The organism is Cellulosimicrobium sp. GQ32 (genome assembly GCF_059758455.1).
Genome location: NZ_JCAXEP010000007.1, coordinates 67168 through 83366 on the forward strand (window position 1 = coordinate 67168; position 16199 = coordinate 83366).

Sequence of the window (16199 nt, forward strand, 5' to 3'; positions counted from 1 at the left end):
ACCCCGCCCCACCGGGCCAGGACGAAGGACAGGTGTCGACAGTGACGGCAGGCGAGCAGACCACGCCCCGCGAGGGGACCGAGCACCGGCGAGTGCTCCTCAAGCTGTCGGGCGAGACGTTCGGCGGCGGGCAGATCGGTCTCGCGCCCGACGTCGTCCAGCGCGTCGCCCAGGAGATCGCGGACGCGGTCGCCCAGGGCGTCCAGGTCGCCATCGTCGTCGGCGGCGGGAACTTCTTCCGCGGCGCCGAGCTCTCGCAGCGGGGGCTCGACCGCGCGCGTGCCGACTACATGGGCATGCTCGGCACCGTGATGAACTGCCTCGCCCTCCAGGACTTTCTCGAGCAGGCGGGGGTGAAGACGCGCGTGCAGACCGCCATCACCATGGGCCAGGTCGCCGAGCCGTACATCCCGCTGCGGGCCATCCGCCACCTCGAGAAGGGCCGCGTCGTCATCTTCGGCGCCGGCGCCGGCATGCCCTACTTCTCCACCGACACGGTCTCCGTGCAGCGCGCCCTCGAGACGCACTGCCAGGAGGTCCTCATGGGCAAGAACGGCGTGGACGGCGTCTACACGGCCGACCCGCGCAAGGACCCGTCGGCGACGAAGCTCGACCACCTCACGTACACCGACGCGCTCGTCAACGACCTCGGCGTCATGGACGCGACGGCGCTGAGCCTGTGCCGCGACAACGACGTGCGCATGCGCGTCTTCGGCATGGGCGAGCCGGGCAACGTCACGCGTGCCCTGGTCGGCGAGAATATTGGCACACTGGTCACGACCGACTGACATCGGTGCGCCGACGCCGGTGACCCCGGCCGCGACCGCACGGACCGACCCACGACGAACGACGAAGGAGCACTGGTGATCGACGAGACCCTCCTCGAGGCCGAGGAGAAGATGGACAAGGCCGTCGAGGTGGCCAAGGAGGACTTCGCCGCGATCCGCACGGGCCGTGCGAACGCCGCGATGTTCAACAAGATCACGGTCGACTACTACGGTGCGCCGACGCCGTTGCAGCAGCTCGCGTCGTTCACGGTGACCGAGGCTCGCACGATCCTCGTCTCGCCGTTCGACAAGAGCTCGATCGCGGCGGTCGAGAAGTCGCTGCGCGACTCCGACCTCGGCGTGAACCCGTCCAACGACGGCAACGTCATCCGCGTCGTGCTGCCAGCCCTCACGGAGGAGCGTCGCCGTGACTTCGTGAAGCTCGCGAAGTCGAAGGCCGAGGACTCGCGCGTCGCGATCCGCAACGTGCGTCGTCGCGCCAAGGAGGAGCTGGACCGCATCGCGCGCGACGGCGAGGCCGGCGAGGACGAGGTCGGGCGCGCCGAGAAGGAGCTCGAGTCCCTCACCAAGGCGCACGTGGACCAGGTCGACGTGCTGCTCGCGGGCAAGGAGAGCGAGCTGCTCGAGGTCTGAGCACCTCCTCCGGCGAGCTCCTCCACGCACCGATGACCGACACCTCCTCGACGGCCGCCGGCGACAGCACCTCCGCGGCGCGCGCCCCCAAGGCGGGCCGCAACCTCCCCGTGGCGATCGCGGTGGGCCTCGGCCTGCTCGCGCTCGTCGCGGCGAGCCTCGCCTTCCGGCCCGAGTTCTTCGTGCTGCTCGCGACCGTGGCGGTCGGCGCCGCGCTGTGGGAGCTCGCCCAGGCGTTCAAGCGCCGCGAGCTGCACCTCCCCCTCCTCCCGCTCCTCGTGGGCACGGTGGGCATCCTCGTGTCCTCGTTCTACTCGGGCCCGGAGGCGCTGCTCGTCTCCTTCATGCTCACGGTCGCGGGCGCGGTCGTGTGGCGGGTCATCGACGGGTCGGGGACCGCGGCGGTGCGCGACGCCGCAGCGGCGACGTTCGCGGCGGCGTACCTGCCGTTCATGGCGGGCTTCGTCATGCTCATGCTCGCTGCGCCCGACGGACGCGTCCGCGTCCTGATCTTCATCCTGCTCGCCGTCGCGAACGACGTCGGCGGGTACGTCGCCGGCGTCCTGTTCGGGCGCCACCCGCTGGCTCCCTCGGTGAGCCCCAAGAAGTCCTGGGAGGGACTGGCAGGCTCGTTCGTGCTCGCGACGGCGGTCGGCGTGGTCGGGGCCGTGGTGGGCCTCGGAGCGAGCCCCCTCCTGGGCGTCGCGCTGGGCGTCCTCGCCCCGCTCACCGCCACGATCGGCGACCTCGCCGAGTCGATGATCAAGCGCGACCTAGAATTGAAGGACATGGGGTCGCTCCTGCCCGGTCACGGAGGCATCCTGGACCGGCTCGACTCCATGCTCCTCACCGCCCCGTTCGTGTACGTGCTCCTCGCGCTCGCCGTCTGACAGCCGTCCGACGACCCGCTCGCACCGCGGTGCGAACCGTCCGCACGACCCCCCACGCTTGGACCTCCTCATGACCGTCCGTTCCGTCCGCCCGTCCGCGGAGTCGAAGCCGCTCCCGCTCGTCATGACCGCGCCCCGGCGCGGCAAGCCGCCGCGCCACTTCGCCGACCTCGCACCCGAGGAGGTGCGCGACGTCGTCGTCGAGCTGGGGGAGAAGCCGTTCCGGGCCAAGCAGCTCGCGACGCACTACTACGCGCACCTCACGCGCGACCCCGAGGCGATGACGGACCTGCCGAAGGCGACGCGCGACGTGCTCACGGACGCGCTCTTCCCGCCGCTGCTCACCGCGGCGCGCCGCATGGAGGCCGACGGCGGGACGACGGTCAAGACGCTCTGGCACCTCTTCGACGGCGCCAAGGTCGAGTCGGTGCTCATGCGGTACCCGCAGCGTTCCACCCTCTGCGTGTCGAGCCAGGCGGGCTGCGGCATGGCGTGCCCGTTCTGCGCGACCGGGCAGCTCGGCCTCACGCGCAACCTGTCCGTCGCGGAGATCGTCGAGCAGGTGCGCTCCGCGGCCCGCTCGCTCGCGGACGGGGAGATCCCCGGCGGCCCGACCCGGCTCAACAACCTCGTGTTCATGGGCATGGGTGAGCCGCTCGCCAACTACAAGGCCGTCATGGGCACCGTGCGCCGCCTCGTGGCGCCGGCCCCGGACGGTCTCGGCATGTCGGCGCGCAACATCACGGTCTCGACGGTCGGGCTCGTCCCGGCGATGCGCAAGCTCGCCGACGAGGGGATCCCGGTGACGCTCGCGCTGTCGCTGCACGCTCCCGACGACGACCTGCGCAGCGAGCTCGTGCCGATCAACACGCGGTGGAGCGTCGACGAGACTCTCGACGCGGCACGGCACTACTTCGAGGTCACGGGCCGGCGCGTGAGCATCGAGTACGCGCTCATCAAGGACATGAACGACCACGCGTGGCGCGCCGACCTGCTGGGCGAGAAGCTCAACGCGCGCGGCCGCGGCTGGGTGCACGTCAACCCGATCCCGCTCAACCCGACGCCCGGCTCGATCTGGACGGCCAGCGACCCTGCCGTCGAGGCGGAGTTCGTGGCACGATTGCGCGGGCACGGGATCCCGACGACGATCCGTGACACCCGCGGCAGCGACATCGACGGCGCCTGCGGGCAGCTCGCTGCAGAGGAGGACGAGTGAGTTCGCTGTTCACCACGGTCGGCAAGACCCGGAACGGGTACGACCCCGAGGAGGTCGACGACTTCTTCGAGCACGCGCGCGACGTGTACGAGGGCCGGGTGTCGGACCGGCTGACCAGCACCGAGATCCAGGCGTCGGTCTTCGACCTGGTGCGGGGCGGGTACAACACCCACGAGGTCGACGCCGCGCTCGACCGGCTCGAGGGCGCGTTCATCGCGCGGCAGCGCGCCGAGTACGTCGCGGCGCACGGCCAGCAGGCCTGGATGAACGCGCTCGCGGAGCGTGCCCGCTCGCTCTACGGCCGCCTGGGCCGCCCGGACGGTGAGAAGTTCGCACTGGCGGAGCGCGGCAAGCCCGCGTACGACGTCGACGACGTGGACGACCTGTGCGACCGGCTCGTCGCCTACTTCGACCGTCAGGTGCCGATCACCGCGGCGGAGATCCGTTCCGCGACGTTCGGCCGCGCGCGTGGTCGCGACGGCTACGCGGAAGGGCCGGTCGACGCGTTCTTCGCCCGCGCCATCGAGGTCCTGCTCGGCGTCGAGTGACGACGTCCCGCTCTCCCCGACGCGCGTGAGCCTCGATCCCCGGACCTCGTCGAACCCGCTGGTCCGGGGTGCGGCGTCGTGGCTGAGCGACGTCAACGCCCGGCACCCCTGGAACCACAACGAGCACTGTCACGGCTGGGTCGTGCGGCGCGTGCCCCCCGACGCCCGGGTCGTGCTCGACGTGGGCTGCGGTGCGGGCGTCCTCCTCGGCAGGCTCCGTCGTCGGGCGGACGAGGTCCACGGGATCGACGCCGACGCGGGCATGGTCGCCCAGGCTCGCGCGCGGCACGCCGCGGACCCCGCCGTCACCGTGCGGCTGCTGAGGTTCGACGACGTCCGTACGCCCGGCGACGTCCGCGCACCAGACCGCGTCCGTGGGCCCGACGGGTCGGGCCCACGGCGACGGCCAGACGTTCTGGACGGCCCTGGAGGCGGTGGGTACGACGCGGTGACGATGGTCGCGGTGCTGCACCACCTCGACCTCGACGAGGCGCTCCGACACGCCCGTGGCCTGCTCGCCCCGGGCGGGCGCCTGCTCGTCGTCGGCCTCGCGCGCGTGGCGTCGGCGCGCGATCTCGCGGTCGACGTCGCGTCTGCGTTCCTCAACCCGCTCGTGGGCCTCGTGAAGCACCCCCGCCGAGCCCGGCCCGGCGACGCCGGTCCCGACGCGCCGGGCATGCCCGTGCGGGACCCGCGGCACTCCGTCGACGAGGTCGCGCGCACGGCACGGGCGCACCTGCCCGGGGTGCGCGTGCGCCGTCGGCTCTTCTTCCGGTACACGCTCGAGTGGACCGCCCCGCGCTGACCTGGCCACGGCCGGCCCGGTGCCCGTGCACCGTCCGCGGCCTGGAAGGATGGGAGCCATGCTCGACAGTCCCGCACGCGCCCCCCGTACCGTGACGATCCTCGGCTCGACCGGGTCGATCGGCACGCAGGCGATCGACGTCGTCCGGGCCCACCCCGACAGGTTCCGCATCGACGCGCTCTCGGCGGGCGGCGGCGACGTCGACCTGCTCGCGCGCCAGGCCGTGGAGCTCGGGGTGCGCGCGGTCGGGGTCGCGGACGAGAGCAGGGCGGCGGCGCTCGAGGCCGCGCTGGCAGGCGCCGTGCCCGGCCGCGGGGAGGTCCCCGAGGTGCTCGCCGGCCCCGACGCGGCGGCCGAGCTCGCCGGCCGGGGGAGCGACGTCGTCCTCAACGGCGTCACGGGCTCCGTCGGGCTCGGCCCGACGCTCGCCGCGCTGCGCGCGGGGTCCACGCTCGCGCTCGCGAACAAGGAGTCGCTCGTCGCCGGGGGCGCCCTGGTGCGCGCGGCGCAGCAGCACGCCGAGCAGATAGTCCCTGTGGACTCCGAGCACTCGGCGATCGCGCAGTGCCTGCGCTCCGGGACGCGCGCCGAGGTGCGGCGCCTCATCCTCACCGCCTCGGGCGGTCCCTTCCGCGGCTGGGACGCGGACGCGGTCAAGGGGGCGACGGTCGAGCAGGCGCTCGCGCACCCCACCTGGGCCATGGGGCCGGTCGTGACCGTGAACTCGGCGAGCCTCATGAACAAGGGCCTCGAGCTCATCGAGGCGCACCTGCTGTTCGACGTCCCGGCCGACGACATCACCGTCGTCGTGCACCCGCAGTCCGTGGTGCACTCGATGGTCGAGTTCGTCGACGGCTCGACGATCGCCCAGGCGTCGCCTCCCGACATGCGCCTGCCCATCGCGCTGGGCCTGTCGTGGCCCGACCGGCTCGACCCGGTGACCCCGCCGTGCGACTGGACGGCCGCGACGTCGTGGACGTTCGAGCCGCTCGACGACGCCGCGTTCCCGGCCGTGCACCTCGCGCGCGCGGCCGTCGCGGCGAGCGCGACCCACCCGGCCGTGTACAACGCGGCCAACGAGGAGGCCGTGGCGGCGTTCCTCAGCGGACGCGCAGGTTTCGGTGACATCGTGACGACGGTCGAGCGCGTGGTCGCGGCGCACGACGGAACCCCGGCGGACGCCGTGACGTTGGACGACGTGGCGGAGGCAGAGGCCTGGGCGCGCGCCCGCGCGCACGAGATCCTGGACCGCCGGTGACGAGCAACCGTCCGGGCGCGTCGAGCACCCGGGCCGAGAAGGAGCAGAGGGAACGATGGCGACGCTGATCGGCATCCTCGTGATCGTGGTCGGGATCGTCGTCTCGATCGCGCTGCACGAGGTCGGGCACATGGTGCCCGCGAAGAGGTTCGGCGTCCGGGTGAGCCAGTACATGGTCGGGTTCGGCCCGACCCTGTGGTCGCGGACCAAGGGCGAGACCGAGTACGGGTTCAAGGCGATCCCGCTCGGCGGCTACGTCCGCCTCGTCGGCATGTACCCGCCCGCACCCCCCGGCGCCCGGCCGCGAGGCAACGGCTTCTTCTCGCAGGTCGTGGCCGACGCGCGCGACGCGAGCACGGAGGAGATCCGCCCGGGCGAGGAGCACCGCGCGTTCTACAACCTCTCCGCGCCCAAGAAGGTCGTCGTCATGCTCGGCGGACCCTTCATGAACCTCGTCATCGCGGCCGTGCTCTTCCTCGTCGTGTTCGTCGGCATCGGCCTGCCCGGCGGCGCCGTCACGACGACGGTCGCGAGCGTCAACCCCTGCCTCGCCACGAGCATCACCACCGAGGAGACGCGGTGCGCCGAGGGCGCGGACGCGTCCCCCGCGCTCGCCGCCGGGCTCGAGGCCGGCGACACGGTCGTCGCGTACGACGGCCAGGACGTGACCTCGTGGGAGCAGCTCTCGGGCCTGATCCGTGGGTCGGCCGACGAGACGGTACCGATGGTCGTCGAGCGCGACGGTGAGCGTGTCGATCTGACGATCACGCCCACCGAGGTGCAGCGCCAGGTCATCGGCGACGACGGCGCCCCCGTGGTCGACGACGAGGGCCGGCCGGTGACCGAGCCGGCGGGGGCCGTCGGCTTCGTCCCCGTGCAGGAGCGCGCGCGAGGCACCGTGGGGAACGCTCTCGATGCCACGTGGCAGCAGGTCAGCGGCACGGTGGGGATCATCGCGACCCTGCCCGTCAAGGTCTACGAGGCCGCGGAGGCCGCGTTCACCGACGCCCCGCGCGAGCAGGACTCGGTCATGAGCGTCGTCGGCGTCGGGCGTGTCGCGGTCGACGTCGCGGGCGCGGACAACCCGGTCCTTGACCGCCTCGTCCAGATGCTGCTCCTGCTCGGGGCGCTCAACGTCGCGCTGTTCGTCTTCAACCTCATCCCGCTCCTGCCGCTCGACGGCGGTCACGTCGTCAACGCCCTCTACGAGGGGGCCAAGCGCACGGTGGCGCGCGTCCGCGGGCTCCCGCGCCCCGGCCCGGCGGACCTCGCGCGCATGATGCCCGTCGCGTACGTCATGTTCGTCGTCCTCGTCGGCGTCGGCGCTCTCCTCATCCTCGCCGACATCGTCGACCCCGTCCGCCTGACATAGTCCGCGAGCCGTCCGAGAGGGGAGATCCCCGGTCGCGACGTAGCGCGCGGCGAGCTCTCTCTCGCGACCGCTGGCTCGACCTCGGCGTGGCGCGCGTGGAGGGGCCGCGAAGATCTGCTGGACCGAGCGGGAAGGTGACGACCCGGACAGGTCCGACGTGCGGCGTCGGACGGTCGTCGGGGGATACTAGGGGCGTGAGCGTACCCATCAGTCTCGGAATGCCTGCCGCCCCGCCGCCGGTCCTCGCGCCGCGACGCAAGAGCCGCAAGATCAAGGTCGGCAAGGTGGACGTCGGCGGCGACGCCCCGATCAGCGTCCAGTCGATGACGACGACGCCGACGACGGACATCAACGCGACGCTCCAGCAGATCGCGGAGCTCACGGCGTCGGGCTGCGACATCGTGCGCGTCGCGGTGCCGAGCGCGGACGACGCGCTGGCGCTGCCGGCGATCGCCAAGAAGTCGCAGATCCCGGTGATCGCGGACATCCACTTCCAGCCCAAGTACGTGTTCGCCGCGATCGACGCGGGCTGCGCCGCGGTGCGCGTGAACCCGGGCAACATCCGCAAGTTCGACGACCAGGTCAAGGAGATCGCAAAGGCGGCCTCCGACGCGGGCGTGTCGCTGCGCATCGGCGTCAACGCCGGCTCGCTCGACCCGCGCCTGCTCGCGAAGTACGGGAAGGCGACGCCCGAGGCGCTGGTGGAGTCGGCCGTGTGGGAGGCGTCGCTGTTCGAGGAGCACGGCTTCCACGACTTCAAGATCTCCGTGAAGCACAACGACCCGGTCGTCATGGTCCGGGCGTACGAGCTGCTCGCCGAGGCGGGGGACTGGCCGCTGCACCTCGGCGTGACCGAGGCCGGCCCGGCTTTCCAGGGCACGATCAAGTCGGCGACGGCGTTCGGCGCGCTGCTGAGCAAGGGCATCGGCGACACGATCCGCGTCTCGCTGTCCGCGCCCCCGGTCGAGGAGGTCAAGGTCGGCAACCAGATCCTCCAGGCGCTCAACCTGCGCCCGCGCAAGCTCGAGATCGTCTCGTGCCCCTCGTGCGGTCGCGCCCAGGTGGACGTGTACACGCTCGCGGAGAAGGTCACCGCCGGGCTCGAGGGCATGGAGGTGCCGCTCCGCGTCGCGGTCATGGGGTGCGTCGTCAACGGCCCGGGCGAGGCGCGCGAGGCGGACCTCGGCGTCGCGTCGGGCAACGGCAAGGGTCAGATCTTCGTCAAGGGCGAGGTCGTCAAGACGGTCCCCGAGGCGCTCATCGTCGAGACCCTCATCGAGGAGGCGCTGCGCATCGCGGAGACCATGACGCCGGAGAACGACGCGCAGGCCGGCCCGCCGGTCGTCACGGTCGGCTGACGCCCTCGTGAGCCGCTGGCGCCCGTCCGTCCCGGCCCTGCGACCTCGGGCGCGGGGCGAGGCCGGGCACGGCGGTCGGCCACGGGCGCGCGTGCTCGTCGACGCGGACGTCCCGGAGGCGTTGGCCGTGTGCGCGGGCGACCCGGTCGCGTCGACGCTCGCGGCCGCGCGGCTCGCGGTCGCGCAGCACGCGGGCCTGCACGCGGCGGGTGGCCAGGCGTGGGGGTTCCCGGCCGTCGGGCCGCTCGAGGCGGTGTGCTGGGCGGGCGCGAACCTCGTCCCGGTGGTGCCCGCCTCGCTCGACGCGTCGCGCGCGGGAGCGGCGGTCGCGGCGTTCGCCGAGCTCGCGCGGCACGCGGGGCGACGGTCGTCGTCGGTCGTGGGCGAGCGCGACGCCGTCCTCGCGCTCTGGGAGCTGCTCGCGCCGCACTGGCCCTCCCCACGCGAGATCCGGGCGAACCAGCCCTCGCTCGCGATCGACCGCGAGCCCGACGTCGAGCCCGACCCGGGGGTGCGGCGCTCCGTGCCGGCCGAGGTGCCCGTCGTCCTGCCGGCGTGCGTGCGCATGTTCACCGAGGAGGTGGGCTACTCGCCGGTCGAGGGCGGCGGGCGGGCGTACGAGGAGCGCGTGCGGTCGCTCGTGCTCGCCGGGCGGTCGTTCGTCCGGCTCGCCGGGGAGCGCGACGGCGCGCCGCACGTCGTCTTCAAGGCCGAGCTCGGCGCGGTCACGCCGCTCGTGGCGCAGGTGCAGGGCGTCTGGGTCGACCCGCGGTACCGGGGCCAGGGCCTGGCCGCGCCGGGGATGGCCGCCGTCGTGCACCTCGCCCGCCAGGGCGCCCCGGCCGAGGCCGCCCGCCGTGCCGCGCCGCCCGTCGTCTCGCTGTACGTCAACGACTACAACACCCGCGCCCTCGCGACGTACCGCCGCGTCGGCTTCGAGCAGGTCGGCACGTACGCCACCGTCCTCTTCTGACGACCCGCGACCGGTCCGCTACTTGAGCAGGCGCGACATCCGGCGGTCGGCGAGCACCTGCCCGCCCGTCTGGCAGGTCGCGCAGTACTGCAGGCTGCGGTCGGCGAAGCTCACCTCCCGTACGGTGTCCCCGCACACGGGGCACGGCAGCCCGGTGCGCCCGTGCACGCGCATCCCCGCGCGCTTGGCGTCCTTGAGCTCCGCAGCGGGCTTGCCCGACGACGCCGCGACGGCCTCGGCGAGCACCTCGCCGACGGCGGCGTGCACCCGGGCGACCTCGTCCGGCGTGAACGAGCGCGTGAGCTTGAACGGGCTCGTCCGCGCCGCGTGGAGGATGTCGTCGGAGTAGGCGTTCCCGATCCCGGAGATCGACGACTGGTCGCGCAGCAGGCCCTTGACCTGCTGGTTGCGCGCCGCCATGAGCGCGCCCAGCGCCTCGGGCGTGAACGCCGGGTCCAGCGGCTCGATGCCGAGCGTCTCGATCGCCCGCACCTCCTCGGGGTGTCGCACGACGTGCACCGCGAGCCGCTTGCGCGTCCCTGCCTCCGTGAGGTCGAAGCCCGAGCCGTCGTCGAACCGCACGCGCAGCGCGAGCACCGCGGCCTTCCCGCCGCCGCTGCCGCCGAGCCGGGGCCGCACAGGCGTCGTCGGCGCCTTCTCCGACCAGCGCAGCCACCCCGCCCGGGCGAGGTGGAAGACGAGGTGGACCTCGTCGTCCGGCCCGGGCGCGGGCGGGCCGCCCACGGGTTGCGCGAGGATCAGGTCGAGCCACTTGCCGTGCCGTCGTGCACCCGTCACGACGCGCCCGACGAGCGCGCCGACGGGCGGGTCGAACGTCTTGAGCGCGGCGATCTGAGCGACGTCGGCGGCGACGACGGTGCGGCCGGTCGCGCGGTCGTCGAGGAACCGGACCAGGGCCTCGACCTCGGGCAGCTCGGGCATGGGGACATCCTCCCCGCCGGTAGGGTGGGGCGCATGTCTTCCGTCACGTCCGGCGCGCCCGCCGCGGCCTCCACCCGCGTCCGGGGCGCCGACCTCCTGCGCCTGTCCACCCTGTTCGTCCGGACGCTGCGCGAGGACCCGGCCGACGCCGAGGTCGCGAGCCACAAGCTCCTCGTGCGAGCGGGCTACATCCGCCGTGCCGCCCCCGGCATCTACACCTGGCTCCCGCTCGGGCTGCGCGTGCTGCGCAAGGTCGAGGACGTGGTCCGCGAGGAGATGGCCGCGGCGGGCGCGCAGGAGGTGCACTTCCCGGCGCTGCTGCCCAAGGAGCCGTACGAGGCGACGGGCCGCTGGACGGAGTACGGGCCCAACATCTTCCGGCTCAAGGACCGCAAGGAGGGCGACTACCTCCTCGCGCCGACGCACGAGGAGATGTTCACGCTCCTCGTCAAGGACCTGTACTCGTCGTACAAGGACCTGCCGCTGACGATCTACCAGATCCAGACCAAGTACCGCGACGAGGCGCGACCCCGCGCCGGGCTCATCCGCGGCCGCGAGTTCGTCATGAAGGACGCCTACTCGTTCGACACGACGGACGAGGGCCTCGAGCGCTCGTACGAGGCGCAGCGCGCGGCGTACCGGCGCATCTTCGACCGGCTCGGGCTCGAGTACGTGATCGTGGCCGCGACGTCGGGCGCCATGGGCGGCTCGCGCTCCGAGGAGTTCCTCACCCCGACGCCGATCGGCGAGGACACGTTCGTGCGCTCGCCCGGCGGGTACGCGGCGAACGTCGAGGCGGTCGTCACACCCGTCCCGGAGGACGTCGACTACTCCGACGCGCCCGCGGCGCACGTCGAGGACACCCCCGACACCCCGACGATCGACTCGCTCGTCGCCCTCTCGAACGCGCGCTTCCCGCGTCCCGACCGTGCGTGGACGGCCGCGGACACGCTGAAGAACGTCGTGCTCGCCCTCACGCACCCCGACGGCCGCCGCGAGGTCGTCGTCGTCGGGCTGCCCGGCGACCGCGAGGTCGACCTCAAGCGTGTCGGCGCGGCGTTCGAGCCGGCCGAGGTCGAGCCCGCGACGGACGCGGACTTCGCCGCGCACCCCGAGCTCGTCAAGGGCTACATCGGCCCGCAGGCGCTCGGCCCGAACGTCCGCCGCGACGTGCCCGCCGACGTCGCCGAGGGCGAGGTGCCCGAGCGGCACTCCGTGCGCTACCTGCTCGACCCGCGCGTCGTCGCGGGCACGCGCTGGATCACCGGAGCGAACGAGCCGGGCCGGCACGTGTTCGACCTCGTCGCCGAGCGGGACTTCTCCGCCGACGGCACGGTCGAGGCCGCCGAGGTGCGCGCGGGCGACCTCGCGCCCGACGGCTCGGGCCCGCTCGAGCTGGCCCGCGGCATCGAGATCGGCCACATCTTCGCGCTCGGCCGCAAGTACGCGCAGGCTCTCGGTCTCACCGTGCTCGACGAGAACGGCAAGCAGGTCGTCGTGACCATGGGGTCGTACGGCATCGGGGTGACGCGCGTCCTCGCGGCGCTCGCGGAGGCCAACCACGACGACGCCGGGCTCGCGTGGCCCGCGCACGTCGCGCCCGCGCACGTCCACGTCGTCGCGACGGGCAAGGACGCGAGCGTGTTCGACGAGGCCGAGCGCCTCGCGACCGAGCTCGCCGCCCGGGGTGTCGAGGTGGTCTACGACGACCGCCCCAAGGTCTCGCCCGGTGTGAAGTTCAAGGACGCCGAGCTGCTCGGCGTGCCGCTGCTGCTCGTCGTGGGCCGGGGTCTCGCCGACGGCGTCGTCGAGGTGCGCCCGCGCGCGGGCGAGGCGGTCCAGGTGGCGGCCACGGACGCCGTCGAGCACGTCGCCGCGCAGGTGGCCGAGCTCCTCGGCTGACACGACGCAGCGTCGTCGGCGCCCCCGGTCCGGGTCACGGGCCGGGGGCGCCTCGTCGTCGGGAGAGGATCGGCGACCTGCGCGGACCGCGTGCGGGACCGGGACCCCGAGCCGCGCCCGTCCGGCTGGGACGCGAGGGAGGCTCAGTCGGCCGCCTGCTCCGGGAGGCCGGGGAAGGCGACGGGGGCCTCGCCCCACGCGACCGCGCTCGCCCAGGAGTCGACCAGGAGAGCGACCGCCTCGGCCCGCGACGTGGGCGCGGCGGTGGCGACGAGGCTCGCGTACGTCTGCGCGAGGCCCGACTCGACCTGGCGCGCGACGGCGGCGACGTCCGCGTCGTCCGGCAGCACGTAGGCGACGCGACGGGGGTCCTGGGCGGTGCCGTCGGTCCCGGCCGCGAGGGCCCAGGCCTGGCCGCGGGCCCGGTGCTCGGCCGCGCGCGCGACCGCCGCCGTCCGCGCGTCGCCCTCGGACTGCGCAGCGCGCACCTCGTAGGCGTACCCCGCGGCGTCCTCCGTCTCGACGAGCGTCGCGAGGTCCGCGGCGCCGATCCCGGCCGGGGCCTCCTCGACGGGCGGGGCCGTCGTCACGAGCACGTCCGCGGAGCTCGACCCGGTGAGCGCGGCGAGGCGCAGCGCGGAGACGTGCTCCGAGGCGGCGACGGACGCGAGGAGCCGGGCGAGCCCGGCGTCCGTCGCCGCGTCGGCCGAGGCGCCCGTGCGCTGCGCGGCCGAGACGAGCGCGGCGACCACGTCGTCGGTCGTGGCGACGCCGTCACCGGACTCGTCCGTCGCGGCGTCGTCCTCTGCGGTGCCGTCCTCCTCGGTGCCGGCGGCGTCGTCGGCCGGCTCGTCGGGGACGTCCGCCGGGGCAGGCGACGTCGGGTCGCCGGTCGGGAGGTCGAGGTCGTCCAGGCCGGAGTCGTAGACCCCGCCGAGGGCGTCCGCGTGCTGCTCGGCGAACGCGGCGGCCTGCTCGAGCGCCGCGAGCGTGGCCGGGTCGGTCACGCCCGGCGTGACGTCCGCCACGACGTCGGCGACCGCGAGGGCGTCGTCCACCGCGCCGGCGCGCAGCACCTCGACGGCGTCGGGTGAGGGCTCGGTGGGGGGCGGGGTCTCCAGCCGGACGCCGCACCCGGCCGCCAGGACGCCGGTCGCGAGCACCGTCACGGCCGCCAGCAGCCGCCCGCCGGGCCGGGGCGTCCGGCGCGGGCGGGAACGGGTCGCGGCGGGGACCGCGGTCGCGTGGGGACTCATCGGGGGCGATGATGTCACGTCCGGGGCCCGTGAGTCGTTAGGCTGGTCCCCGGTCGAACGTCCCGACGAGCGGATCGTCGGGAGATCCCGAGACAACAACACACCGGTCGTCTTCCGTACCCGGCGTGGGACACGGACAGGAGCTGAGTCATGGCAGGGCAGGCGGGCGGTCAGCCCGGCAAGGCACCCGGAGGCGACGCGGCCACGCACGCGCTCCGCGAGAGCGTGCGCGAGGCCATCGAGCCGGCGGTCGTGGACGCGGGTCTCCACCTCGAGGACGTCACGGTGTCGCGCGCCGGCGCCCGGTCCGTGGTGCGCGTCGTGCTCGACCTCCCCGACGACGTCGAGGGGAACCTCGACCTCGACACGGTGGCGGAGGCGACGCGCCCGATCTCCACGGCGCTCGACGCGGTGGACCCGCTCCACGGTGCGTACACGCTCGAGGTCTCGACGCCCGGCACCGACCGACCGCTCACCGAGCCCCGCCACTTCCGGCGCGCCCGTGGTCGTCTGGTGCGCCTCCAGCTCGCCGACGGCGGCACGGTCGAGGGGCGCCTGCGGGCCGGGTCCGAGGTCGACCCCGACCTGGTCCTGGACGTGCCCGGCACACGCGGTGCCGTGACGGAGCGCGTCGTGCCGCTGGCCGACGTGGTCCGCGGGCACGTGGAGGTGGAGCTCAAGCGCGCCCTCGAGGCGGACCTGCCCGAGCTCGACGAGACCGACGACACGACCGCCCGCGACGAGGAGGCCTGACGATGGACGTGGACATGAGCGCGCTGCGCCTGCTGGAGCGCGAGAGGGACATCAGCCTCGACGTCCTGGTCGCCGCGATCGAGCAGGCCCTGCTGTCGGCCTACCACCGCACGCCGGACGCGTACACGCGCGCCCGGGTCGAGCTCGACCGCAAGACCGGGCACGTCACGGTGTGGGCGCGCGAGGAGCTGCCCGCTCCCGAGACCGACGACGAGGACGCCCCGCGCGGCCCGGTCGAGTACGGCCCGGAGTTCGACCACACGCCCGCCGACTTCGGCCGGATCGCGACGTCGACCGCGCGCCAGGTCATCGTCCAGCGCCTGCGCGACGCCGAGGACGACCAGATCCTCGGCACGTTCCGCGGCAAGGAGGGCGAGGTCCTCGCGGGCGTCATCCAGCAGGGGCGCGACCCGCGCGTCGTGCTGGTCGACGTCGGGGGCACGGAGGCCGTGCTCCCGCCGCACGAGCAGGTGCCGACGGAGGAGTACGTGCACGGCGAGCGCCTGCGCGCGTACGTGCTCGAGGTCGCCCGGGGAATGAAGGGCGCCCAGATCACGTTGAGCCGGACGCACCCGAACCTCGTGCGCAAGCTGTTCGAGCTCGAGGTCCCGGAGGTCGCCGACGGATCGGTCGAGATCACCGCCATCGCGCGCGAGGCCGGGCACCGGACCAAGGTCGCCGTGCGGTCGCGCGTCCCGGGCCTCGGGGCCAAGGGCGCGTGCATCGGGCCGATGGGCTCGCGCGTGCGCGCCGTCATGGCGGAGCTGCACGGCGAGAAGATCGACATCGTCGACCACAGCGACGACCCGGCGCAGTTCGTGGCGAACGCGCTGTCGCCGGCTCGTGTGTCGTCGGTCACGGTCGTCGACGAGGTGGCGCGCGCCGCGCGCGTCGTGGTCCCGGACTTCCAGCTCTCCCTCGCGATCGGCAAGGAGGGGCAGAATGCCCGCCTGGCCGCGAAGCTCACGGGGTGGCGCATCGACATCCGCTCGGACGAGGGTGGCGCCCCCGCGGAGGGGGCAGACCGCGACGCCGCCGCAGGTCCCCGCGCCGGAGACCGGTAGTCGTCGGGAGTGGGACGGTCACGGATGACGGGACGGCGCGGTAGACTGTCCTCGACCGGGCCGCGCGCCCGCACCTCGACCATGCCCCCGGACACCACGACCCGCCCCGTCGACACGGGCTCGGGTCCTGTCCGCACGTGCGTCGGATGCCGGGAGCGCGACCTGAGGTCAGCTCTCCTCCGTCTGGTCCTCGACCGGTCCGGTGCGAGCACCGACGAGCCCCGGCTCGTGGTGGACGCCGGACGGTCGCTGCCGGGTCGCGGTGCGTGGCTCCACGCGTCGACCCGGTGCCTCGAGACGGCGGAACGCCGGCGGGCCGTCCCGCGGGCCCTGCGCGTCGCCGGGCCCCTCGACCTCGCCGCGGTCCGCACCGCGATCGAGGCGCCGCCGGGAGAGCAGGTCTGAGCCATGCGTCACGGCCCCTCCCGGGGCCGCACTGCA

Annotated in this window: 16 protein-coding genes; 14 read left to right on the forward strand and 2 right to left on the reverse strand. The window is 74.0% G+C overall.

Annotated features, from left to right (window positions below; translation table 11 throughout):
* Window positions 1–32 precede the first annotated feature (32 nt).
* The 10 genes from pyrH (at window position 33) to AC6CH9_RS12960 (ending at window position 9841) form a co-directional block, all read left to right on the forward strand.
* Window positions 33–788, forward strand: coding sequence for a UMP kinase (gene pyrH / locus AC6CH9_RS12915; RefSeq protein ID WP_498155250.1), 756 nt, complete (start codon window positions 33–35; stop codon window positions 786–788).
* Window positions 789–863: 75 nt separating this feature from the next.
* On the forward strand, window positions 864–1421 hold the full coding sequence (gene frr / locus AC6CH9_RS12920; RefSeq protein ID WP_498155251.1) for a ribosome recycling factor: 558 nt from the start codon (window positions 864–866) through the stop codon (window positions 1419–1421).
* Between the two features lie 32 nt (window positions 1422–1453).
* Complete coding sequence (locus tag AC6CH9_RS12925) at window positions 1454–2311, forward strand: phosphatidate cytidylyltransferase (RefSeq protein ID WP_472864449.1); 858 nt, start codon at window positions 1454–1456, stop codon at window positions 2309–2311.
* A 70-nt stretch (window positions 2312–2381) separates the two neighbouring features.
* Window positions 2382–3527 (forward strand): dual-specificity RNA methyltransferase RlmN, encoded by a 1146-nt coding sequence (gene rlmN / locus AC6CH9_RS12930; protein WP_087472902.1) that lies wholly within the window; start codon window positions 2382–2384, stop codon window positions 3525–3527.
* Complete coding sequence (locus AC6CH9_RS12935) at window positions 3524–4075, forward strand: DivIVA domain-containing protein (RefSeq protein ID WP_047232661.1); 552 nt, start codon at window positions 3524–3526, stop codon at window positions 4073–4075. The genes rlmN and AC6CH9_RS12935 overlap by 4 nt, the downstream gene beginning before the upstream one ends.
* A gap of 25 nt (window positions 4076–4100) precedes the next feature.
* Complete coding sequence (locus AC6CH9_RS12940; RefSeq protein ID WP_498155252.1) at window positions 4101–4880, forward strand: class I SAM-dependent methyltransferase; 780 nt, start codon at window positions 4101–4103, stop codon at window positions 4878–4880.
* A gap of 58 nt (window positions 4881–4938) precedes the next feature.
* Window positions 4939–6138: a 1-deoxy-D-xylulose-5-phosphate reductoisomerase gene (gene dxr, locus AC6CH9_RS12945; protein ID WP_498155253.1), complete on the forward strand. Its 1200-nt coding sequence runs from the start codon at window positions 4939–4941 to the stop codon at window positions 6136–6138.
* A gap of 55 nt (window positions 6139–6193) precedes the next feature.
* Window positions 6194–7510 (forward strand): M50 family metallopeptidase, encoded by a 1317-nt coding sequence (locus AC6CH9_RS12950; protein WP_498155254.1) that lies wholly within the window; start codon window positions 6194–6196, stop codon window positions 7508–7510.
* Window positions 7511–7728: 218 nt separating this feature from the next.
* Window positions 7729–8868: a flavodoxin-dependent (E)-4-hydroxy-3-methylbut-2-enyl-diphosphate synthase gene (gene ispG, locus AC6CH9_RS12955; RefSeq protein WP_237843615.1), complete on the forward strand. Its 1140-nt coding sequence runs from the start codon at window positions 7729–7731 to the stop codon at window positions 8866–8868.
* A 37-nt stretch (window positions 8869–8905) separates the two neighbouring features.
* Window positions 8906–9841 (forward strand): GNAT family N-acetyltransferase, encoded by a 936-nt coding sequence (locus AC6CH9_RS12960; protein WP_498155374.1) that lies wholly within the window; start codon window positions 8906–8908, stop codon window positions 9839–9841.
* A gap of 18 nt (window positions 9842–9859) precedes the next feature.
* On the opposite strand, the gene AC6CH9_RS12965 is transcribed toward AC6CH9_RS12960, so the two are convergent.
* Window positions 9860–10783, reverse strand: coding sequence for an Fpg/Nei family DNA glycosylase (locus tag AC6CH9_RS12965; RefSeq protein ID WP_498155255.1), 924 nt, complete (start codon window positions 10781–10783; stop codon window positions 9860–9862).
* A 33-nt stretch (window positions 10784–10816) separates the two neighbouring features.
* Here AC6CH9_RS12965 and AC6CH9_RS12970 point away from each other — a divergent pair, with 33 nt between their 5' ends.
* Entirely contained in the window at window positions 10817–12685 is a 1869-nt protein-coding gene (locus AC6CH9_RS12970) for a proline--tRNA ligase (protein WP_498155256.1), read from the forward strand.
* 143 nt (window positions 12686–12828) lie between these two features.
* On the opposite strand, the gene AC6CH9_RS12975 is transcribed toward AC6CH9_RS12970, so the two are convergent.
* A complete protein-coding gene (locus AC6CH9_RS12975) occupies window positions 12829–13941 on the reverse strand; it encodes a DUF4439 domain-containing protein (protein ID WP_498155257.1) in 1113 nt (370 codons plus the stop codon).
* Window positions 13942–14091: 150 nt separating this feature from the next.
* Between AC6CH9_RS12975 and rimP the strand changes: the two genes are divergently transcribed.
* The 3 genes from rimP to AC6CH9_RS12990 all read left to right on the forward strand — a co-directional run bounded on the left by rimP (window position 14092) and on the right by AC6CH9_RS12990 (window position 16163).
* Complete coding sequence (gene rimP, locus AC6CH9_RS12980; protein WP_498155258.1) at window positions 14092–14694, forward strand: ribosome maturation factor RimP; 603 nt, start codon at window positions 14092–14094, stop codon at window positions 14692–14694.
* A 2-nt stretch (window positions 14695–14696) separates the two neighbouring features.
* Window positions 14697–15758 (forward strand): transcription termination factor NusA, encoded by a 1062-nt coding sequence (gene nusA / locus AC6CH9_RS12985; RefSeq protein ID WP_498155259.1) that lies wholly within the window; start codon window positions 14697–14699, stop codon window positions 15756–15758.
* An 81-nt stretch (window positions 15759–15839) separates the two neighbouring features.
* Complete coding sequence (locus AC6CH9_RS12990) at window positions 15840–16163, forward strand: YlxR family protein (protein ID WP_047232667.1); 324 nt, start codon at window positions 15840–15842, stop codon at window positions 16161–16163.
* Window positions 16164–16199 lie beyond the last annotated feature (36 nt).

Coding starts and splice junctions, on each gene's coding strand:
- AC6CH9_RS12925 (WP_472864449.1), top strand. CDS start 1,454: ATGACCGACACCTCCTCGACGGCCGCCGGCGACAGCACCTCCGCGGCG.
- rlmN (WP_087472902.1), top strand. CDS start 2,382: ATGACCGTCCGTTCCGTCCGCCCGTCCGCGGAGTCGAAGCCGCTCCCG.
- dxr (WP_498155253.1), top strand. CDS start 4,939: ATGCTCGACAGTCCCGCACGCGCCCCCCGTACCGTGACGATCCTCGGC.
- AC6CH9_RS12950 (WP_498155254.1), top strand. CDS start 6,194: ATGGCGACGCTGATCGGCATCCTCGTGATCGTGGTCGGGATCGTCGTC.
- ispG (WP_237843615.1), top strand. CDS start 7,729: ATGCCTGCCGCCCCGCCGCCGGTCCTCGCGCCGCGACGCAAGAGCCGC.
- AC6CH9_RS12965 (WP_498155255.1), bottom strand. CDS start 10,783: ATGCCCGAGCTGCCCGAGGTCGAGGCCCTGGTCCGGTTCCTCGACGAC.
- AC6CH9_RS12970 (WP_498155256.1), top strand. CDS start 10,817: ATGTCTTCCGTCACGTCCGGCGCGCCCGCCGCGGCCTCCACCCGCGTC.
- AC6CH9_RS12975 (WP_498155257.1), bottom strand. CDS start 13,941: ATGAGTCCCCACGCGACCGCGGTCCCCGCCGCGACCCGTTCCCGCCCG.
- rimP (WP_498155258.1), top strand. CDS start 14,092: ATGGCAGGGCAGGCGGGCGGTCAGCCCGGCAAGGCACCCGGAGGCGAC.
- nusA (WP_498155259.1), top strand. CDS start 14,697: ATGGACGTGGACATGAGCGCGCTGCGCCTGCTGGAGCGCGAGAGGGAC.
- AC6CH9_RS12990 (WP_047232667.1), top strand. CDS start 15,840: ATGCCCCCGGACACCACGACCCGCCCCGTCGACACGGGCTCGGGTCCT.